The organism is Longimicrobium sp. (assembly GCA_036389135.1).
GTDB lineage: Bacteria > Gemmatimonadota > Gemmatimonadetes > Longimicrobiales > Longimicrobiaceae > Longimicrobium.
This window is the reverse complement of the sequence record DASVQP010000038.1, coordinates 137,688-157,153: the sequence shown is the minus strand read 5'-3', so window position 1 is coordinate 157,153 and position 19,466 is coordinate 137,688. Positions and strand designations below refer to the sequence as shown.

General features: G+C 70.8%; 19 protein-coding genes. 18 read left to right on the top strand and 1 reads right to left on the bottom strand.

Annotation, left to right across the window (positions count from 1 at the left end; genetic code table 11):
• Nucleotides 1-173: 173 nt before the first annotated feature.
• Nucleotides 174-1,220, top strand: coding sequence for a DUF1028 domain-containing protein (locus VF584_09550; protein ID HEX8210424.1), 1,047 nt, complete (start codon nucleotides 174-176; stop codon nucleotides 1,218-1,220).
• Nucleotides 1,220-1,417, top strand: coding sequence for a type II toxin-antitoxin system PrlF family antitoxin (locus VF584_09545; protein HEX8210423.1), 198 nt, complete (start codon nucleotides 1,220-1,222; stop codon nucleotides 1,415-1,417). Before VF584_09550 ends, VF584_09545 begins: the two co-directional genes overlap by 1 nt.
• Before the next feature lie 413 nt (nucleotides 1,418-1,830).
• Here the strand turns inward: VF584_09545 and rlmN are convergent, their stop codons facing one another.
• On the bottom strand, nucleotides 1,831-2,919 hold the full coding sequence (gene rlmN / locus VF584_09540) for a 23S rRNA (adenine(2503)-C(2))-methyltransferase RlmN (protein HEX8210422.1): 1,089 nt from the start codon (nucleotides 2,917-2,919) through the stop codon (nucleotides 1,831-1,833).
• Nucleotides 2,920-3,184: 265 nt separating this feature from the next.
• On the opposite strand from rlmN, the gene VF584_09535 reads away from it, so the two are divergent.
• The 16 genes from VF584_09535 to VF584_09460 all read left to right on the top strand — a co-directional run bounded on the left by VF584_09535 (nucleotide 3,185) and on the right by VF584_09460 (nucleotide 19,449).
• Nucleotides 3,185-3,643 carry a PTS sugar transporter subunit IIA gene (locus VF584_09535; GenBank protein HEX8210421.1) on the top strand — a complete coding sequence of 153 codons (459 nt, stop codon included), beginning with the start codon at nucleotides 3,185-3,187 and terminating at the stop codon, nucleotides 3,641-3,643.
• Entirely contained in the window at nucleotides 3,640-4,023 is a 384-nt protein-coding gene (locus VF584_09530; protein ID HEX8210420.1) for a VanZ family protein, read from the top strand. The genes VF584_09535 and VF584_09530 overlap by 4 nt, the downstream gene beginning before the upstream one ends.
• Nucleotides 4,020-5,903, top strand: a complete 1,884-nt coding sequence (gene aspS / locus VF584_09525) for an aspartate--tRNA ligase (protein ID HEX8210419.1) — start codon at nucleotides 4,020-4,022, stop codon at nucleotides 5,901-5,903. The genes VF584_09530 and aspS overlap by 4 nt, the downstream gene beginning before the upstream one ends.
• Nucleotides 5,904-6,480: 577 nt before the next feature.
• Nucleotides 6,481-7,482: a PhoH family protein gene (locus VF584_09520; GenBank protein ID HEX8210418.1), complete on the top strand. Its 1,002-nt coding sequence runs from the start codon at nucleotides 6,481-6,483 to the stop codon at nucleotides 7,480-7,482.
• Entirely contained in the window at nucleotides 7,482-9,761 is a 2,280-nt protein-coding gene (locus VF584_09515; protein HEX8210417.1) for an HDIG domain-containing protein, read from the top strand. Before VF584_09520 ends, VF584_09515 begins: the two co-directional genes overlap by 1 nt.
• A 2-nt stretch (nucleotides 9,762-9,763) precedes the next feature.
• Nucleotides 9,764-10,210 (top strand): rRNA maturation RNase YbeY, encoded by a 447-nt coding sequence (gene ybeY, locus VF584_09510; protein ID HEX8210416.1) that lies wholly within the window; start codon nucleotides 9,764-9,766, stop codon nucleotides 10,208-10,210.
• A 34-nt stretch (nucleotides 10,211-10,244) separates the two neighbouring features.
• Nucleotides 10,245-11,615 (top strand): magnesium transporter, encoded by a 1,371-nt coding sequence (gene mgtE, locus VF584_09505; protein ID HEX8210415.1) that lies wholly within the window; start codon nucleotides 10,245-10,247, stop codon nucleotides 11,613-11,615.
• Nucleotides 11,616-11,728: 113 nt separating this feature from the next.
• Nucleotides 11,729-13,411, top strand: coding sequence for a DNA repair protein RecN (gene recN, locus VF584_09500; protein ID HEX8210414.1), 1,683 nt, complete (start codon nucleotides 11,729-11,731; stop codon nucleotides 13,409-13,411).
• A gap of 246 nt (nucleotides 13,412-13,657) precedes the next feature.
• Nucleotides 13,658-14,083: a cytochrome c maturation protein CcmE gene (locus VF584_09495; protein HEX8210413.1), complete on the top strand. Its 426-nt coding sequence runs from the start codon at nucleotides 13,658-13,660 to the stop codon at nucleotides 14,081-14,083.
• Nucleotides 14,080-16,128, top strand: a complete 2,049-nt coding sequence (locus VF584_09490) for a heme lyase CcmF/NrfE family subunit (GenBank protein HEX8210412.1) — start codon at nucleotides 14,080-14,082, stop codon at nucleotides 16,126-16,128. Before VF584_09495 ends, VF584_09490 begins: the two co-directional genes overlap by 4 nt.
• A complete protein-coding gene (locus tag VF584_09485) occupies nucleotides 16,128-16,610 on the top strand; it encodes a cytochrome c-type biogenesis protein (GenBank protein HEX8210411.1) in 483 nt (160 codons plus the stop codon). The genes VF584_09490 and VF584_09485 overlap by 1 nt, the downstream gene beginning before the upstream one ends.
• Nucleotides 16,607-16,993, top strand: coding sequence for a zinc ribbon domain-containing protein (locus VF584_09480; protein ID HEX8210410.1), 387 nt, complete (start codon nucleotides 16,607-16,609; stop codon nucleotides 16,991-16,993). The genes VF584_09485 and VF584_09480 overlap by 4 nt, the downstream gene beginning before the upstream one ends.
• Nucleotides 16,990-17,715, top strand: a complete 726-nt coding sequence (ccmA, locus tag VF584_09475) for a heme ABC exporter ATP-binding protein CcmA (GenBank protein ID HEX8210409.1) — start codon at nucleotides 16,990-16,992, stop codon at nucleotides 17,713-17,715. Before VF584_09480 ends, ccmA begins: the two co-directional genes overlap by 4 nt.
• The gene (locus tag VF584_09470) at nucleotides 17,712-18,386 is read left to right on the top strand and encodes a heme exporter protein CcmB (protein ID HEX8210408.1); all 675 of its coding nucleotides are present in this window, start codon (nucleotides 17,712-17,714) and stop codon (nucleotides 18,384-18,386) included. The genes ccmA and VF584_09470 overlap by 4 nt, the downstream gene beginning before the upstream one ends.
• Nucleotides 18,386-19,126, top strand: a complete 741-nt coding sequence (ccsA, locus tag VF584_09465; protein ID HEX8210407.1) for a cytochrome c biogenesis protein CcsA — start codon at nucleotides 18,386-18,388, stop codon at nucleotides 19,124-19,126. Before VF584_09470 ends, ccsA begins: the two co-directional genes overlap by 1 nt.
• Nucleotides 19,126-19,449, top strand: coding sequence for a CcmD family protein (locus VF584_09460; protein ID HEX8210406.1), 324 nt, complete (start codon nucleotides 19,126-19,128; stop codon nucleotides 19,447-19,449). Before ccsA ends, VF584_09460 begins: the two co-directional genes overlap by 1 nt.
• Nucleotides 19,450-19,466 lie beyond the last annotated feature (17 nt).

Here is a 19,466-nt window from a genome sequence, read left to right as displayed (position 1 = left end):
CGGGTGGCGCTCTCGCATGCCTTGAAGTGAACCCAGTCGGAGAGCCGGATGCGGGAAATCCGCACGTCCGGTTCGATGAGCGGGTCGGGGAAACCGGGCAACCATGCCACGGCGCCCCGACTCGACTCTACTGAGGCCCGCGGTTGCGGTTTTTCGTCCCCGAACCGACTCCCATGCGCCCGATCCGAATCTGCGTTCCGCTCCTCCTGGCCACGGCCCCGCTCGCCGCGCAGGAGCCCGCCGCGTGGGGCGACCCCCTGCGCTTCAGCACCTTCTCCATCGCCGCCGTGGACCCCGCCACAGGCGAGACCGGGGTCGCGGTCACGACGCGCGTGGCGTGCGTCGGGAATGCGGTGCCGCACGTGCGCGCGGGCGTCGGCGCTGTCGCGACGCAGGCGTTCACGCGCGTGGAGTACGGCCCCGAGCTGCTGAGCCTCCTTGCGCGCGGCGTCGCCCCCGCCGAGGCCCTGCGCCAGACGCTGGCGGCGGATACCCTCGCGGCGCAGCGGCAGGTGGGGGTGATCGCGGTGAACGGCGCATCGGCGCAGCACACGGGGACGGGCAACAGTCCGTGGGCCGGTAACCGCGCCGGGCGCAACTACGTCACTCAGGGCAACCTCCTGGTCGGCCCCGAAGTGCTCGCCGCCGTCGCCCGCAGCTTCGAAGAAACCGAGCCCAGCGGCCGCCACCTTGCCGACCGCCTGATCGAAGCGCTCGCCGCGGGCCACGCGGCCGGCGGCGACGCACGAAAGGGGCGCGCCCAGTCCGCCGCCGTCATCGTGGCCGATCCGCGCCCCGGCCGCTCCCGCCGGCCCGACCAGGTCACGGCCGACATCAACGTCTGCGAGCACGCGGAGCCTGTCGCGGAGCTGCGCCGCATCTACAACACGATCTCGGAAACGCTGGGCTTCCGCACCCTCCAGCAGTTCGCCGGATCGGACGTGTGGCAGCTCAAGCTGATCCTCCACGCACTCGGCCACTATCGCCGCGCCGAGACCGAGCTCGCGCGCGACAGCACCGCCAACGTCTACACGCCGGAAGCCGTCGCCGCCGTCGACGCATTCCGCCGCGCCGAAGGCCTCACCGGCCCCGCCCAGGGCTCCCCGCCCGGCCTCGTCGACGCCGAAACGCTCCAGCGCCTCTGGGCCGCCCTCGAGCGCACCGGCAAAGCCGACGCCGTCCGCCGCCGGATCCGGGAGCTGACCGCGGTTCGGAGGTGATGATGAAGACGGGCAACAACGGCGTACACGATGGAAGCTCACAGGACGGCACTGTGCTGGAAGCATTCCTCGCGATTATCGAGCGCGGCATGGCCGAGGATCCAGAGAGCATTCAGCCGCTTTCATCTGATTTGCTTGCACGCGCGGAACGGCTCGTGGGGAAAATGCGCGTGGATCTGACCGAGCGAATCGACTGACTCAGCCTCAGGACAAAGGCAGAGGAGCTGCTGAAATCAGCAGCTCCTCCGGTGGCGAGTAAACTCGCGGCAACAACAGCACAAAGTCCGCCTTCGCGGACTCGGGGGCGAGATCCGTTCGCGTGGCAGGACCCGGCGCGGCGGGAAGCCCGCTCAACGAGCGAATGAATTCGCCGCTGGAACCACACGTAGTCCGCCTTCGCGGACTGGCTTGCGGCTGGCGAGACCGCTTCAGCGGTCTTCCCGTGGTTCCAGCCGAGGGCTTCAGCCCCCGGTTTCCGGGATTCGCGATTCGCCCCCCCGCCGGATTCGGCACGGGCCGCCGCCGCCCCACACCAACCCCGCCCCCACGAGCCCTGCGAAGGCAGGCTTCCCGCGGTTGTTGCAGCGGTTTCAACCGCCGGCCCCACCCTTCAGATCGACCCCATCTGCACCGGCTTCCTCCCCTCCTTGACCTCCGCGCGGAGCTGGCCGCAGGCGGCGGCGATGTCGCTGCCGCGGCTCTCGCGCACGAAGGCGGAGATGCCGCGCGACTCCAGGCGCTCCACGAAGTAGTTCAGACGCTGCCGCTTCGACGGGCGCCAGTCCGTACCCGGGATCGGGTTGAAGGGGATGAGGTTCACGAAGGCGTTGAACTCGCGGATCACCACCGCCAGCTCGTCCGCCAGCTCCGGCAGGTCGGTGACGCCGTCGATCATCACGTACTCGAAGGTGATCCGCTTGCCGCCCGCCGCGTCGAACTTGCGCAGGGCATCGAGGAGCTCGCCGAGGTCGTACTTCTTCTCGAGCGGGATCAGCTTCTGGCGCAGCTCGTGGTTGGGCGCGTGGAGCGAGACGGCCAGGCGGAACTGCTCCGGCATCTCCGCCATGCGCAGGATGCCGGGGACCACGCCCACCGTGGACACCGTGATGCGCCGCGCCCCCAACTTGTAGCCGTGGTTCAGGATGCGCAGGGTAGGGAAGACCGCTTTGGGGTTCATCAGCGGCTCGCCCATCCCCATGAAGACGATGTTGGTGATGTCGTCGTAGCCGTGGCTGCGCGCCCAGTGGCGCGCGCCGCGGAACTGCGACACGATCTCCCCCGCCGTGAGCTGGCGGCGGTATCCTGCCCAGCCAGTGGCGCAAAAGGTGCACGCCATCGCGCACCCCGCCTGCGACGAGATGCACAGCGTGAGGCGCGTGGCGGTGGGGATCAGCACCGACTCGATCAGCTCGCCGTCCGCCAGGCGCCAGAGGTGCTTGGCGGTGCCGTCCACCGAGCGGGAGATCTTGGCCGGCGCGGGGGCGGTGAAGGCGAACGCCTCGCCGAGCGCGGCGCGCTCCGCCAGCGGCAGGTCGGTCATGTCGTCGAAGCCGAACGCCTCGCGCTCGTAGATCCAGCGCAGCACCTGCTTCACGCGGAAGGCGGGCTGCCCCCTGCGCTCGAAGTGGGCGCGGAGCACGGCTTCCGCCTCCTCGGGAAGGAGGCCGATCAGGTCGGTCGGGGGTGCTTCGGGTGTCATGGCGATTTGTTGGACGGAAGTGCTAAGTGCTAAGTGCTAAGTGCTAAGTGCTGAACACCGCTGTTTAGGACTTAGGACTTAGGACTTAGGACTCAGGACTCGGAGTTACATTCGCGCCGTACGCGTTCCGGCTTGATTCCCCCCACCGGCCGCGGTGTTCCCCGGGCGCATGCTTGATGCCGCCGCGGGCCCACGTTAGGTTGACGGGCTTCCGGCCACGCTCCCCCACGGCGTGGCCGGTGCTTTCCACCCCTCTGAGGTGCGCGTGCTGCTGACCGAGCTGCTGACCCCGGACCGCATCCAGGTGCCGCTGCGAGGCGCGTCCAAGGACGCCCTGCTGCAGGAGCTGGTGGAGGTGCTGCACCGCGGCGGTTACCTGAGCGACCCCGCCGACGTGCTGCGCGCCGTGCGCGCGCGCGAAGAGGTGCTGAGCACCGGCATCGGCAGCGGCGTGGCGATCCCGCATGGGAAGTCGGACTCGGCGCCCGAGCTGGTGATGGCGGCCGGCGTAGCGCCCGAGCCGGTGGACTTCGACGCGCTGGACGGGCGCCCCGTGACGCTGGTCTTCCTCCTGGTGGGCCCGGAGTCGGCGGCGGGGGCGCACGTCAAGGCGCTCTCGCGCATCTCGCGCCTGGTGCGCCGCGACGCGTTGCGCGAGAGATTGGCCGCCGCCCGCACGCCGGACGACTTCCTCGCCGTGCTGGCCGAAGCCGAGAGCACGTGAAGCGCTGGCTGCGCTGGACACCGGCGCTGCTGTACATGGCCGCGATCTTTGTGGCCTCCGCCCAGCCCACGGTGCGGCTGCCGGACGTGGACAACTCGGACAAGATGCTGCACTTCGCGGCGTACGCGGGGCTCGGCGTGCTGCTGGCGTACGGCGGTGCACCGGCCGCGGTCGGCCGGCTCCCGCTGATCGCGATCGGGACGCTGTACGGCGCATCGGACGAGGTGCACCAGAGCTTCGTGCCGGGCCGCACACCGGACCTGCTGGACTGGGTGGCGGACACGCTGGGCGCGATCGCCGGCGTACTTGCCGCTCACCGATTCTTCTCACGACGACGCGCCCGTGCCGCCGCGCCGGGTGCCGATCCTTTGCGCCGATGACGGACCACTTCGCCACCGCATTCCGCACCGCCGCCGCGGGCACGCTCCGCGCGGCCGACGCAGGCACCGCCGCCACGCTCGCCGGCTGGGTGCACCGCCGCCGCGACCTGGGCGGGCTCGTCTTCCTGGACCTGCGCGACCGCGAGGGGATCGTGCAGGTCTCCTTCGACCCCGCCTGGACGCCGGAGGATGTGCTCGCCGAGGCGCGCCACCTGGGCCCCGAGGACGTGGTGCAGGTGGAGGGGACGATCTTTCCCCGCATCGCCGGGCAGCACAACGCGGACATGGCCACGGGCGACGTGGAACTGCGCTGCACCGGGCTGCGCATCCTGACGCGCGCCGAGCCGCTCCCCATCCAGGTGTACCGCGCCCCGTCCGACGAGCTGGCCTCCGAGGACCTGCGCCTGCGCTATCGCTACCTGGACCTGCGCCGGCCGGAGCTGCAGAGGAACTTCATCGTGCGGCACCGCGCCGCGCACGCCACGCGCACGTACCTGGGCGGGCAGGGCTTCCTCGAGATCGAGACGCCCATGCTCACCAAGCCGACGCCGGAGGGCGCGCGCGACTTCGTGGTGCCCAGCCGCATGCACCCCGGCGAGTTCTACGCCCTCCCGCAGTCGCCGCAGATCTACAAGCAGCTGCTGATGGTGAGCGGCTACGACCGCTACTTCCAGATCGCCCGCTGTCTGCGCGACGAGGACCTGCGCGCCGACCGCCAGCTCGAGTTCACGCAGATCGACGCCGAGATGGCGTTCGTGAACGAGGAGGACGTCTTCCGGCTGGGCGAGGGGCTGATGGCGGCCGTCTTCCGCGACGTGCTGGGGGTGGAGCTCGCCGTCCCGTTCCCGCGCATGACGTTCATGGAGGCGCTCGCCCGCTACGGCACCGACAAGCCGGACCTGCGCTTCGACCTGCCCATCGTGGACGTGACGGAGGCGCTGGCCGGCGCCGACTTCCGCCTCTTCCAGGCGATCGAGGGTACGGCACAGCGAATCCGCGGCATCCGCATCCCCGGTGGCGCGCGGCTGTCGCGCAGGGAGCTGGACGAGCTGCAGGATGTGGCGAAGCGCGGCGGCGCGGCGGGCGCCCTGTGGGTCAAGCGCGGCGACGAGGGGATGTCCGGCCAGTTCGCAAAGGCGCTCACGGGCGGCGTGCTGGAGTCGTTCCTGGGCGCCAGCGGGATGGAGGCCGGCGATCTGTTCGTGGCCGTCGTGGGCCACTTCCGCTCCGCCCCGGACGCCACCGCCGCGTCCGACGAGGCGATCGCGTCGCCGCTGGAGGGGGCGCTGGACGAGCTGCGCCGCCACCTCGCCCGTAAGATGGACGTGGTGGACGAGACGAAGCACGCGTGGCTCTGGGTGACGGAGTTCCCGCTCTTCGACTGGGATGCGGAGCATGGCCGGCTGGTGTACGCGCACAACCCGTTCAGCATGCCGCACCCCGACGACCTCCCCATCTTCCTGGAGGCCTCGAAGAACGGCGCTCCCACGGGTGCGGAGGCGCGCGCCCTGTACGCCCGCGGCCTGCGCTCGCGCGCGTACGACGCGGTGTGCAACGGCGCGGAGATGGCGAGCGGCTCGGTCCGCATCCACATCCCCGAGCTGCAGCGCTCCGTCTTCGCCGCGATGGGGATCGGCGAGGAGGAGGCGGAGGCGAAGTTCGGGTTCCTGCTGGAGGCGTACCGTTTCGGCGCGCCGCCGCACGCGGGCTTCGCCTTCGGCTTCGACCGCCTGGTGATGCTCCTTGCCGGCGTCGCCTCGATCCGCGACGTCGTCGCCTTCCCCAAAACGACCAGCGCCCGCGCCCTTTTCGAAGGCGCGCCGGTGAAGCTCGGCGAGGATCAGTTGAAGGAAGCGAACATACAGGTGCGTGGGAAGTAATAGGGAAGTGCCAAGTGCCAAGTGCCTAGTGCCTAGTGCCTAGTGCCTAGTGCCTAGAGGGTGACGAAGCGGCCCCAACTGTCATCCTGAGGGAGCCCGCCTAACGGAGCATCGCGGAGCAAGCCGGACTCCCTGCGGTGACCGAAGGATCTAGCCGGCGAGGCAAGGGAACGGTGCGACACGCTGGACCTCACGGCACGCGCAGTAGATCCTTCGCTCCGCGCCGTGGCTCCGAGCATGGGAGAGGGCAGAGAAGCGCGTCGCTCAGGATGACAGAGGGGGTTGGGTGGACGCGCGCAGGGGGCGGTGCGGGGGCGGGCACGGGCGGCCACGTGGGGCCGCCCTTACCAGGGGTGGTGCGTGCGGCGTTAACCGTGCGGGGGCAAAGGGCGGGCAGACACGCAGGTCTGCCCCTACGCGGGTCGGCGTGCGCGAGGGCGGCGGTGCGGGGGCGGACACGGGCGCGATGAATCGCGCCCCTACGGCACGGCGCCGCCTTTACTTGGCACTTAGCACTTGGCACTTAGCACTTGGCACTTGGCACTTCAGTTTCTCCATACACCCGCAGCATAACTAAATGCCTGATACTCCATCGCCGGTCCAGCACCGGCTTCCCGCCGAAGGGGCGGACCCGCTCGCGCTGGGCGGGGTGAACGACGCCAACCTCACCGAGCTCGGGCGCGTGTCCGGGCTGCGCGTGGTCCTGCGCGACGACCACCTCCTCCTCAGTGGTCGGCTCGAAGACGTGGAGCGCACCGTTCCCGTCGCGCAGCACATGATCCAGATGGCGCGCACCGGAGTGCCCTTTGGCACCGACGACGTGGCGCGCTTCTTCGATGCGTCCCGCTCCGGCAACGGAGTGGGTAAGCTGGCCGATCCCGGCCGCGTCGTCGTGCCGGGCGTGCGCCGCGCCATCACCCCCAAGTCCGAGGGGCAGGCGGCGTACCTCCAGAACATCGAGGAGAACGACATCACGGTGGGGATCGGTCCGGCCGGGACCGGAAAGACCTACCTGGCCGTCGCCATGGCGGTGGACGCGCTCTTCAAGAAGCGGGTGAAGCGCATCATCCTGGCGCGCCCCGCCGTGGAAGCCGGTGAGAACCTGGGCTTCCTGCCGGGCGACCTGCAGGAGAAGATCGATCCGTACCTGCGCCCGCTGTACGACTCGCTGGAGGACATGATCCCGCCCGACCGGCTGCGCAGGGCGATGGAGAGCCGCTCCATCGAGATCGCGCCGCTGGCGTACATGCGCGGGCGCACGCTGCAGGACGCCTTCGTGATCCTGGACGAGGCGCAGAACGCCACGCGCGCGCAGATGAAGATGTTCCTCACCCGCCTGGGGCTGAACTCCAAGGCGGTGATCACGGGGGACAAGACGCAGATCGACCTTCCCAACAAGGGCGACTCGGGGCTGATCGAGGTGGAGCAGGTGCTGAAGGGGATCGAGGGGATCGCCTTCTCGTACCTGAGCGGGCGCGACGTCATCCGCCACCGGCTGGTGAAGGAGATCATCGAGGCGTACGCCATCGCCAGCGGCGAGACGGTGCCCGACGGCAGCCAGGAGCCGGTGGCTTCCTGATGAAGCCCGCCGCCGCGGAGCTGCCCCGGCCCGAGCGGCGCGCCGCCCTGCGCCCCGCCGGGGACGATGCGCCCTGGACCCGCGCGCGGCGCCTGCGCCACCACGGCTTCCGCCTGGCCCTGCTCCTGGGCACGGCGGGGGCCGTGACCGCGCTCTTTCCGGCGGCGCGCGGGTCGGACACGCCGGTGCTGGAGCGCGGCGTTGTGGCGCGCAAGGACGTGGTGGCGGAGATCCCATTCCAGATCCCCAAGACCACCGAGGAGCTGCGCCACGACCAGGACGAGGCCGCCAGCGGCATCCCCCCGGTCTACGACTTCGACCCCACCGCCGCGGACAGCGTCGTGCGCGGCCTGCGGGTCTTCTTTGCGTCCGTCGACCGCCAACTCGCCGCCGCACCGGCAGCCGAGCGTGACGAGGCGGTGCGCCGCACCCTGGCCGCCGCCCGCGTCCCCACGACGCTGGGCGCGGTCGAGGTGCTGGGCGACTCCACGCGGCGCGCGATGCTGGCCGCGGCGACCGAGGCGACCGTGCGCGAGCGGTTCGGGCAGGGGATCGCGCGCGGCGCCACCGAGCGCAACCGCCTCCCGGCCGTGCGCGTGCGCGGCCTGCCCGACGGCGAGCGGCTCGTGCCGTCCGACTCGTTGCGCACCGCGGACGAGTTCTTCAGCGGTGCCGCCGCGGCGCTCCCGCCCGAGCTGGGTGCGGATGCGGCGGAGCTGCAGCGCCTGCTGCTGGTGCGCTACTTCCGCCCCTCGCTCGCGCACAACGAGGCGGAGACGCGCGCCGCCCGCGAACGCGCCCGCGCCGCGGTGGACCCGGTGAAGGCGCGCGTCCTGGCCGGCGAAAGGATCGTCGGCGCGCGCGAGCAGGTGGGAGAGCGCGAAGAGGAGCGCCTGCGCGCCTATCAGGCCGCCCTCGACGCGCAGCGCGACGAGCGTGGCGGCGGGCGCACGACGGGGCGCGTTCTGGGCTCCATCCTGTACAACGTGCTCCTGCTGGGCATCGTCGGCTTCCTCCTGCGCCTGGCGCGGCTCCAGGTGTACGATGATGACCGCGCCGTCACGTTCCTGGCGGTTCTGATCGTCGCCGTCTCGGGCATGGCGGCGCTGGTGGCGCGCGGCGGGCTGCCGCCGGAGCTGATCCCGGTGCCCTTTGCGACGCTCGTCGTGGCCGTGCTCTGGGGCGGGCGGCTGGCGCTGGTGACGGCGCTCGTGCTGGCGCTCCTCCTCGGTGGACAGACGCCTTTCCTGGGCGCGGCGACGGCGTTCTCGGCGGCGGTGGGCGGCGCCGCGGCGTCGTTCGGCGTGCGGCTGGCGCAGCGGCGGCTGCAGACGTGGGCGGTGGCGGGAGTTGTGGGGGCGGCGTACGCGGCGTGCGCACTCGCGGTCGGGCTGCAGCGCGCGGAGCCGTGGCAGGTGATCGGCTGGTCCGCGGTGTGGGGCGTGGTGAACGCGACGGCGTGCACGCTGCTGGCCATCGGCTTCCTTCCCGTGGCGGAGTGGTTCACCCGCGTGACGACCGCGCAGACGCTGCTGGAGCTGGCCGATCCCAACCACCCGCTCCTGCGCCGGCTCTCCATGGAGGCGCCGGGGACGTACGCGCACACCATCAGCGTGGCGAACCTGGCCGAGGCGGTGTGCAACGCCATCGGCGCCAACGCGCTGCTGGCCCGCGTGGGGGTCTACTACCACGACGTGGGCAAGATCGCCAAGCCGCACTACTTCATCGAGAACCAGCCGCGCGGCCGCAACCCGCACGACAAGCTGAAGCCGGCCATGAGCGCGGCCATCGTGCGCAGCCACGTCATCGAGGGGCTGCGGCTGGCGGAAGAGTACAAGGTGCCGGCCACGGTGCGCGCCTTCATCACGCAGCACCACGGCACGCAGTCGATATCGTTCTTCCTGGACCAGGCCCGCGCCGCGGACCCGGACGCCCGCGTCAACGCGACGGACTTCCAGTACCTGGGCCCCAAGCCGCAGACGCGCGAGACGGCGGTGGTGATGATGGCCGACTCGGTGGAGTCCGCCGCGCGCGTGCTGCAGGACCCCACGCCGGAGCGGATCCGCGAGCTGGTGGACCGCATCGTGGGCGCCAAGATCGCCGCCGGCCAGCTCGACGAGTGCCCGCTGACGCTGCGCGAGATCCACACGACGCGCGAAGTGCTGGCCCGCGTCCTCTCGGGGATGTACCACCAGCGCCTCGACTATCCCTCCGCCGTCCCCGCCCCGGAACTCCCCCGGGAAGCGCAGGAGCCGGAGCCCACCCGGGCCGCGGGGTGAACGTGCAAGAACTGATCGTGGAGGTGAGCGTGGGCGAAGGCGTGGCGCCGCCCGTCCGGCCGGAGCGCGTGGAGGCCGCCGTGCGCCACGTCCTGCTCGCCGAGGGGGTCGCCGAGGCGGAGATCTCCGTCGCGCTGCTGGCTGACGGCGCCATCGCGGCGATGAACGACCAGTACCTGGAGCACGAGGGGCCCACCGACGTCATCACCTTCGCCATGCACGAAGGCGACGAGCCGCCGCTGGGCGACGTGTACGTGGGCGTGGAGCAGGCCGTCCGCCAGGCCGCCGAGTTCGGCGCGACGGCGGAGGAGGAGGTGCTGCGCGTGGCCGTGCACGGCGTCCTCCACGTCCTCGGCTACCAGCACCCCGACGGACCCGAGCGCATGCAGTCCGAGATGTTCGTCCGACAGGAAGAGCTGCTGCGCTCCTTCCTCTCCGGCGACACATGATTCTTCGCCACGCCCCACCCCTGGCCCGCGCTTGATGCCCGCTTCCGAGCAACTGTCCGTCGCACGCCTCCGCGAGCTCCTCGAGCACGAGGACGACGCGGGGCTGCGCGCGTTCCTGGACGAGGTTCCGCACGCCAGCGACATCGCGGACCTGCTGGAGGAGCTGGACGAGGAGGACCGCGCCCACGCGGTGCGCGTGCTTGCCGGCGACCCGGCGCTCGCCGCCGAGGCGCTGGCCGAGATGGACCCCGACGAGCACCCCGAGGACTCGCTCGCCGGCCTGGAAAACGAGCAGATCGCCGCCGTCGTGGCCGAGATGTCCGACGACGACGCCGCGGACCTGATCGGCGAGATGGACCCGGAAGACCAGGCGCGCGTGCTGGCGGCGCTCCCGGTGGAGGACGCCGGCGAGATCCGCGACCTGATGCGCTACCCGGAAGACTCCGCGGGCGGCATCATGACCACGGAGCTGGTCGCGATCCCCGTGGGCCTCACCGCCGCGGAGGCGACCGAGGAGGTGCGGCGGCAGGCGCTGGAGCAGGAGATGGAGGAGCTTTACGTCGTCTTCGTGGTCGACCGCCGGCGCGTGCTCCAGGGCTTCCTTCCGCTGGCGCGGCTGGTGAGCGCGTCGCCGGCCGCGCAGGTGACGGACCTGCTGGAGGAGGTCCCCGCGACCGTCCTCCCGGAGACGGACCGCGAGGAGGTGGCGCGCATGGTGTCGCGCTACAACCTGACGGTGGTGGCGGTGGTGGACGGCGCGGGGCGGCTGCTGGGCGGCGTGACCTTTGACGACGTCCTGGACGTGATGGAGGAGGAGAACACGCGCGACATCCTCGGCCTCGGCGGCACCTCGCAGGCGGAGGAGCTGCGCGGCGGCTGGCAGGACGCGGTGCGCTCCCGGCTCCCCTGGCTGTGCGTCAATCTGCTGACCGCCTCGTCCGCCGCGGCCATCATCTACGCATTCGAGGACGTGGTGGCGAACGTGGCGCTGCTGGCCGTGTGCATGCCGGTGATCGCCGGCATGGGCGGCAACAGCGGGACGCAGGCGCTGGCGGTGACGGTGCGGCGGCTCGCGCTCACCCCCGGCACCAAGCGGTTGTGGAGCGTCCTCTTCAAGGAGCTCCTGGTGGGTGCCACCAATGGCCTGTTGACCGGCCTCGTCCTCGCCACCGCCACTTACCTCCTCGCCAGCCACGAAGGCGCCAACACCAAGCTGGCGCTGGTGGTGCTGATGTCGATGTGGGGGAACCTGGCCGTGGGGAGCTTCGCCGGCGCCTTCGTGCCCACCATGCTGGAGCGCCTGGGCATCGACCCCGCCATCGCCTCCTCCATCTTCGTGACGGCGTTCACGGACATGTTCGGGTTCTTTTTGCTCCTGGGGCTCGCGTCGCGGATGCTGCTGTAGGGAAGTGCCAAGTCCTAAGTGCTAAGTGCTGTTACTCAGGACCTGGCACTTGGGACTTGGCACTTCTTTTCCTCCCCCGCGAACCGTGTCCACCTTTCGGGGTATCTTCGCGCATGCTTTCCGAGCTGCGGATCCGCAACTTCGCCCTGATCGACCGGCTCAGCGTACGGCTGGGGCCGGGCCTCAACGTGCTCACCGGCGAGACCGGCGCGGGCAAGTCGATCATCGTGGGCGCGCTGGGCCTGCTCCTGGGCGAGCGGGCCTCCGCGGACGTCGTGCGCCACGGCGAGGAGCGCGCGTCGGTAGAGGGCGTGTTCGACGTGGCCGGGCGCGAGGACGTGGAACGGATGCTGGACGAGCGCGGCTTCGAGGCGGAGGAGGGGACGCTCGTCCTCAAGCGCGAGGTGGTGGCCGAGGGGCGCAGCCGCGCCTGGGTCAACGGCTCGCCGACCACCGTCTCCGTGTTGGGCGAGCTGGGGCGGCTCCTGGTGGACCTCCACGGCCAGCACGAGCATCAGACGCTCCTCCGCCGCGACGAGCAGCGCGCCATCCTGGACGCCTACGCAGGCAATGCGGAGGCGGTGGAGAAGATGCGCGCCGCGCACGCCGCCGTCCTGGGGCTGGAGCGCGAGCTGGAGTCGCTAGAGACGCGCCGCCGCGAGGCCATGCAGCGCGCCGACTACCTGCGCTTCCAGGCGGACGAGATCGAAAAGGCCGCCCTCAGCCCCGGCGAGGAGGAGGAGCTGGAGGACGACGCGCGCCGCCTCACCCACTCGGAGGAGCTGACCGCGCTCTCCGGCGGATTGTACGAGGCGCTGATCGGCGCGGACGAGGCGCTGGTGAGCGGGCTGGGGAGCATCCGCCGCGCGCTGGACTCGCTCGTCCGCATCGACCCGTCGCAGGCGGAGCTCCAGGAGCTGTACGACAGCGCGTACTACGCGCTCCAGGAGCTGGGCGACCGCATGGAGCGCTACGCCGCCAACATCGAGCACGATCCCGCGCGCCTGGACGAGATCCGCCGCCGCCAGGACCTGCTTTTCCGCCTGCGCTCCAAGTACGGTGGCACGCTGGAGGAGATCGTGGAGATCGGGCGGCAGGCGCGCGCCGAGCTGGACCTGGTGGACGGCGCCGGCTTCGAGGCCGCCGCGCTCAACAAGCGCCTGCTCGCCGCCCGCGAGGCCCGCGATGCAACGGCCGCCGACCTTACCGTTCGCCGCGACAAGGCGGTCAAGAAGCTGTCGCGCGAGGTCACCTCCGTGCTCCCCGAGCTGGGGATGGCGGGCGGGGTCTTCGCGGCGGTGCGCGTGCCGCTCGCGGCGCCGGGCGCGCACGGGGCGGAGGACGTCGAGTTCCGCGTGTCGCTCAACAAGGGCTTCGACCCCAGGCCGCTCTCCTTTGTCGCCTCCGGCGGGGAGATGTCGCGCATCATGCTGGCGCTCAAGACGATCCTGGCGCGGCTGGACTCCGTCCCCACGCTGATCTTCGACGAGGTGGACGCGGGCATCGGTGGGCGGGTGGGGCTGCAGGTGGGGGACAAGATGCGGGAGGTGGCGGGGAGCCATCAGGTCTTCGCCATCACCCACCTTCCGCAGATCGCCTCGCGCGCGCACCTGCACCTCCTCGTCTCCAAGCTGGAGCGCGACGGGCGCACTACCACCGAGGTCACCCCCCTGGAATCCGCCGGCCGCGTCTCCGAGATCGCCCGCATGCTCGGCGGCGATCCGGAGAGCGAGAAGTCGCTGGAGCACGCGCGTGAGCTGCTGGAGCGCGGAGTGACCGCGGGGATGAAGGGATGAGGGGGTGAGGGGATGAGGGGATGAGGGGCTGAAGGGATGAAGGGATGAGGGGATGAGGGGAGGGGGATGTGGGATGAAGGCATGAAATTATCGGGGCTGTGTAGTTCATCCCCTCATCCCCCATCCCCTCATCCCCGTCCGTCAGGCTTTCCCCCACAACCGTGTAGCGCCGAACGCCTTTCACCGCAGAAGATTGCGCGCTATATTCGGCGCGTTGACTCGCACCCTTCCGCGGAGGATCTCCCGGTGAAGAAGCAGCGCAAGTTCGCCGCGGCAGCCGTGGCGCTGGTGGGCGTCGTGGGGTACCTGATGGTTACGGGGATGAAGGACTCCGCGATGTACTACTACACCCCCACCGAGCTGGTGTCGGCGGTGAACAAGGACCCGTCGCTCCACGCGCTGGGGTACAAGGTGGGCGGGCGCGTGGTGCCCGGCACCGTGCGCTACGACCAGCGCACGCTGGACCTCTCCTTCTCCGTGATGGACATCGCCAACGGGACCACGCAGTTCCCCGTGAAGTACAACGGGCCGCTCCCGGACACTTTCAAGGAAGGGCGCGACGTGGTGGTGGAAGGGAAGTTCACGCGGGCCGGCACCTTCGAGGCGTCCACCGTGCTCACCAAGTGCGGCTCGCGCTACGAAGCCGTCGAAGCGGATCTGAAGACGTCGTGATCACTTCGATCGGCGAAGTCGCCCTCTGGGTGGCGCTCCTCCTGGCCGGGTGGGGCGCCACGCTCGGCTTTGTGGGCGGGCGGCGCGGGCGCGGAGACCTGGTGCTCAGCGCCGAGCGCTCCGTGTACGCCGTGTTTGCGCTGCTGCTGGTGTCGTGCGGGGCGATCATCGCGTCGTTCCTGCGCAACGAGTACGTCTACCAGTACGTCGCGGGGTACTCCAACCGCGAGCTCTCCCTCTTCTACAAGATCACGGGGCTGTGGGCCGGGCAGACCGGCTCCCTCGTCTTCTGGGCCACGCTGCTGGCCCTCTTCTCGGCCATCGTCGTCGCGCAGAACCGGCGGCGCAACCGCGAGTTCATGCCCTACGTCACGGGGACGAACCTCGCGGTGCTGGCGTTCTTTATGGTGGTGATCGTCTTCGCGTCCAACCCGTTCAAGCTGCTGGACTTCACCCCGGCCGACGGCCGTGGGCTCAATCCGCAGCTCCAGAACTACTGGATGACGATCCACCCGCCGACGCTGTACCTCGGCTTCACCTGCTTCACCATCCCGTTCGCCTTCTGCGTGGCCGCGCTCCTTTCGGGGCGGCTGGACACGCGCTGGATCGCGACCACGCGCCGCTGGACGCTGCTCGCGTGGTTCTTTCTGACGGTGGGTATCATCTTCGGAATGATGTGGGCGTACGAGGAGCTGGGCTGGGGCGGCTACTGGTTCTGGGACCCGGTGGAGAACGCGTCGCTCCTCCCCTGGCTTACCGGCACGGCGTACCTGCACTCCGTGATGATCCAGGAGAAGCGCGGAATGCTCAAGATGTGGAACGTGCTGCTTGTGATGGGCACCTTCCTCCTCAGCATCTTCGCCACTTTTTTGACGCGCTCCGGGCTGATCGAGTCGGTGCACTCGTTCGCCGAGAACCTGACGATCGCGTACATCTTCCTCGGCTTCCTGAGCGCGCTGATCCTGGTGACGGCGGGGCTGGTGTGGTGGCGCCGCGACCGCTTCGAGCCGGACCACCGCATGGAGTCGTTCGTCTCCCGCGAGGCGGCGTTCCTGGGGAACAACCTCCTCTTCGTCACGGGGATGTTCGCGGTGCTCTGGGGGACGATGTTCCCGCTGATCTCCGAGGGCTTCGCGGGGCGCAAGATCACGGTGGGGCCGGAGTGGTTCAACCGCGTCAACATCCCCATCGGGCTGATGCTGCTGGCGCTGCTGGGGATCGGGCCCGTCATCGCCTGGCGCAAGGCGTCGCCGCGCAACCTGCGGCGCAACTTCCTGGCGCCCGTGTCGGTCGCGGTGGTGACCGCGGCGGTGCTGTGGATGGTGGGGGTGCGCCACACTTACGCTCTGCTCACCTTCGGGCTGGGCGCCTTCGTGATGACTACGATCGTGGTCGAGTTCCACAAGGGGACGCGCGCGCGGGCCCACATCGAGCGCGAGCGCTACCTGGCGGCCATGATGCACCTGGTGGCGCGCAACCGCAGGCGCTACGGGGGCTACGTGGTGCACGCCGGGCTCGTGGTGATGTTCGCCGGCTTCGCGGGCGCCGCCTTCAACGTGGAGGAGCAGGCCGCCCTCTCGCCCGGCGAGTCGGTGAAGATCCGCTCCCCGTTCGGGCATCAGTACACGCTGACGTACCAGGCGATGTCGTCGTACCCGGCGCAGAACATGAGCAAGCTGGTCGCGTCCGTCGAGGTCGCGCGCAACGGCGAGTTCGCGGGGATGCTCACCGCCGAGAAGCGCGCCTACAGCCGCCGCGAGGAGATCGTGAGCGAGGTGGGGATCCGGCGCGCGTGGAACGAGGACCTGTACCTGATTCTGGCCGGCATCGACAACATGGAGGCGGTGGCGCAGGGGACGAACCCGCGGCCCGTGGTCACCTTTCGCGTCCTGGTGAACCCGCTGGTGCCGTGGATCTGGCTCGGCGGCCTCATCATGGCCATCGGCACGCTGGTGGCGATGTGGCCCTCCGCCGAGGCCACGCGCCCCGTCCCCCGCCTGCGCGCGCCGGTTGCAGTCCGCGAGCCCGAGCTGGTGGAGGCGTGATGCGCATCCTCCTGGCCGCGCTCCTGCTGGCGCTCGCCGCGCCCGCGCACGCGCAGGTGCAGGCGAAGCTCCCGCCTAAAGTGCAGGCAGTGGTGCACGAGACGCTGGTCAGCCTGCGCTCTCCCGTCACCCCCTCGCACACGCTGGACATGTGCCCTGCGGCCGAGGCGATCGCCCTGCGCGATACCATCCGCACGGCCGCGCTCCAGGGCCAGACGTCGGACCAGATCGTGGAGGGCGTCGTCGCGCGCTACGGCGAGCGGATGAGGACGCTGCCGCGCCGCGACGGCTTCGGCCTGTGGGCGTGGCTCGCGCCGCCGCTGGTGCTGCTGCTGGGCGGATTCGCCGTCTTCTTCGCCATTCGCCGCATGCGTGGCCGCACCGCCGCCACGCCCGTGCCCGCCGGCGCGATGACCGACGAGGACCGCGCGCGGCTCGACGCGGCGCTGCGGGCCTTCGAGCGCGGCGAGGCGGGCGTATGACGGTGCTGGTCTTCGGTCTGATCCTGGCGCTGGCCGCCGCGGCGTGGGTGATCCGCCCCATCGCGGGGCGGCGCACGGCGGTGCTGGTGGATGCCGCGCCCGGCGCGCTGCTCGATGCCGATGCCCGCCGCCGCGCCACGCTCGCCTCGCTCCGCGAGCTGGAGTACGACTTCCTGGGTGGCAAGCTGGACGAGACGGACTACCGCGCCCAGCGCGACCGCATGTCGTACGAGGCGCTGGAGGCGATCCGCGCCGCCGAGACCGCGGAGCGCGCCGTCACCGGCGGGCGCCGCGAGGCGCGCGTGGAGGCGGCCCACGCCTGCGGCTTCGCCAACCCCGCCGGGAGCCGCTTCTGCGCCGGGTGCGGCAAGCGGCTGCGTTGACGGCCGGCGCGGTCCCCGCGGTCGAGGCGATCGCGGTGGAGAAGTGGTACGGCCCGCTCCCGGCGGTGCGCGGCATCTCCTTCGCCCTCGCGCCGGGCGAGTTCCTCACCGTCTTCGGACCCAACGGGGCGGGGAAGACGACGCTCCTCCGCATCCTCTGCGGCGCCGTCGCCCCCACCCGCGGCTCCGTGAAGATCGGCGGGGAGGAGACAAAGGGCGGCGAGGGCGAGTGGCGGCACAAGATCGGCCTCCTCTCGCACCAGACCTTCCTGTACCCGGGGCTGACGGCGGGGGAGAACCTGGACTTCTACGCCCGGCTCTACTCCCTTCCAGACCGCGCCGCCCGCGTGGGCGAGGCGCTGGCGTCGGTGGGGCTGTGGGAGCGGCGAGACGACCGCGTGCGCACCTTCAGCCGCGGGATGCAGCAGCGGGTGGCGCTGGCCCGCACCCTCCTGCACGACCCCGAGGCGGTTTTCCTGGACGAGCCGTACACCGGCCTCGATCCCCACGCCGCCGCCACGCTCCGCGGCGTCCTGGAGCGCCTGCGCGACGGACGGCGGACGGTGGTGCTGGTGACGCACAACCTGTCGCAGGGGCTGGAGCTGGCGGACCGGGTGGCGGTGCAGGTGGGCGGCGAGTGGGTCTCCGACGAGCCCCGCTCCGCGATCGACGCCGCGCGCTGGGAGCAGCTCTACACCGAGCGCGTCGCCGCCGCGGTATGAGCTTCTTCGCCCAGATGTGGGCCGTGGCGCGCAAGGACCTGCTCCTGGAGCTGCGCTCCCGCGAGCGCGTCCTCTCCATGGCGACCTTTGCCGCGCTGGTGGCGGTGGTGTTCTCCTTCGCGCTGGACCCGTCCGTCAGGGCGCGCGAGATCGCCGGCGCCATGATCTGGGTGACGGTGCTCTTCGCGGGGACGCTGGGGATGGGGCGCGCCTTCGCCCTGGAGCGCGAGGCCGATGCGCTCACCGGCGTGCTGGTGTCGCCGGTGGACCGGGGGGCGCTCTTTTTGGGGAAGTGGCTCGCCAACCTGGCGGTGGTGCTGGTGGTGGAGGCGGTGATCTTTCCCGTGTACGGTCTCTTCTTCGGGCTGCCGTACGGGCGGTCGCTCCCCGCGCTGGTGGCGGTGGTGGTGCTCGCCACGCTGGGCTTCATCGCCCTGGGCACGCTGTTCGGTGCCATCGCGGCGCACACCAGGCTGGGGGAGACGCTCCTTCCCATCCTGATGCTGCCGCTCCTGATCCCGGTGGTGATCTTTGCCGCATCCGCCACGCAGCGGCTGCTGGCGGGGCGCCCCGTCGCCGAGATCTCGTCGCAGCTTCGCATGCTTGCGGCGTTCGATCTCGTGTTCCTGTTCGTGTGCACGGCCCTCTTCGGCGCCGTGCTGGAGGAGTGATGACGACCGACGACAACTCGCTCGCGGGCACCCGCCGCTGGGCGATCATGCTGAACGCGCTGGCCGCGCTCGCGCTGACGGCCTCTCTGTACATGGTGTTCTTTTACGCCCCCACCGAGGCCGAGATGGGGGTGGTGCAGCGCATCTTCTACGTGCACGTACCCTCGGCGTGGGTAGCGTTCCTGGCGTTCGGGATCGTGGCCCTCTGCTCGCTCGGCTACCTCTGGCTGCGCGACGAGCGGCTCGACGCCATCTCCGTGGCCTCCGCCGAGCTGGGGCTCCTCTTCACCACCATCGTGCTGGTGACGGGGCCGCTTTGGGGAAAGATCGCGTGGGGGGCGTGGTGGGTGTGGGAGCCGCGCCTGACGCTCACGCTTCTGCTGTGGTTCATCTACGTCGGCTACTTCATCCTGCGCGGCGCCGCCGACTCGCCCGAGCGTGGCAAGCGCTTCGCCGCCATCCTGGGAATTGTCGGCGCGGTGGACATCCCGCTGATCCACCTGAGCGTCACCTGGTTCCGCTCGCAGCACCCCGAGGCCGTGATCCTGCGCCCCGAGGGCCCCCAGGCCGCCCCCGAGATCGTGCAGACGCTCCTGGTGTCGTTCCTCGCCTTCACCCTCCTTTTCTTCGGCCTCCTGATGGTGCGCTACGGCCTGGAGCGGCTCGAGAACCGCGTCGACGCGCAGCGGATCCGCTCGACCCTGCGGCCGTCGGTGCGTAGCGCTGGCGGGATCGCCTGATGCGCCGCGCACTCCTGGCCCCGATCCTGGCCCTGTTGCTCGCCTTCGGCAGCGCACCGCTGCGCGCGCAGGAGCCCGCTCCCGCCGCATCCGCTCCGGCCTCCGCCGCCACGCCGGACGCGTCGCAGGCGCTCCGCACCAACGTGCAGACGCTCCCGGAGCAAACCGCCCCACCGCGCACCCTGCGCGCCTACTGGCACGTCTTCGCGGCATTCACCTTTGCCTGGCTGATGATCCTCGGCTACGCGATCTCCCTCGCGCGCCGGTTCAAGCGCCTGGAGCAGCAGGTGGATGCGATGGGTGGGGAGAGACCGCGGGTCTAATCTGAGTTTTCGACGTC

Bases quoted from the DNA above. Each gene is read 5' to 3' on its own strand.
- VF584_09550 (HEX8210424.1), top strand. From the start codon at position 174: ATGCGCCCGATCCGAATCTGCGTTCCGCTCCTCCTGGCCACGGCCCCG.
- VF584_09545 (HEX8210423.1), top strand. From the start codon at position 1,220: ATGATGAAGACGGGCAACAACGGCGTACACGATGGAAGCTCACAGGAC.
- rlmN (HEX8210422.1), bottom strand. From the start codon at position 2,919: ATGACACCCGAAGCACCCCCGACCGACCTGATCGGCCTCCTTCCCGAG.
- aspS (HEX8210419.1), top strand. From the start codon at position 4,020: ATGACGGACCACTTCGCCACCGCATTCCGCACCGCCGCCGCGGGCACG.
- VF584_09520 (HEX8210418.1), top strand. From the start codon at position 6,481: ATGCCTGATACTCCATCGCCGGTCCAGCACCGGCTTCCCGCCGAAGGG.
- VF584_09515 (HEX8210417.1), top strand. From the start codon at position 7,482: ATGAAGCCCGCCGCCGCGGAGCTGCCCCGGCCCGAGCGGCGCGCCGCC.
- mgtE (HEX8210415.1), top strand. From the start codon at position 10,245: ATGCCCGCTTCCGAGCAACTGTCCGTCGCACGCCTCCGCGAGCTCCTC.
- recN (HEX8210414.1), top strand. From the start codon at position 11,729: ATGCTTTCCGAGCTGCGGATCCGCAACTTCGCCCTGATCGACCGGCTC.
- VF584_09485 (HEX8210411.1), top strand. From the start codon at position 16,128: ATGCGCATCCTCCTGGCCGCGCTCCTGCTGGCGCTCGCCGCGCCCGCG.
- VF584_09480 (HEX8210410.1), top strand. From the start codon at position 16,607: ATGACGGTGCTGGTCTTCGGTCTGATCCTGGCGCTGGCCGCCGCGGCG.
- VF584_09470 (HEX8210408.1), top strand. From the start codon at position 17,712: ATGAGCTTCTTCGCCCAGATGTGGGCCGTGGCGCGCAAGGACCTGCTC.
- ccsA (HEX8210407.1), top strand. From the start codon at position 18,386: ATGACGACCGACGACAACTCGCTCGCGGGCACCCGCCGCTGGGCGATC.
- VF584_09460 (HEX8210406.1), top strand. From the start codon at position 19,126: ATGCGCCGCGCACTCCTGGCCCCGATCCTGGCCCTGTTGCTCGCCTTC.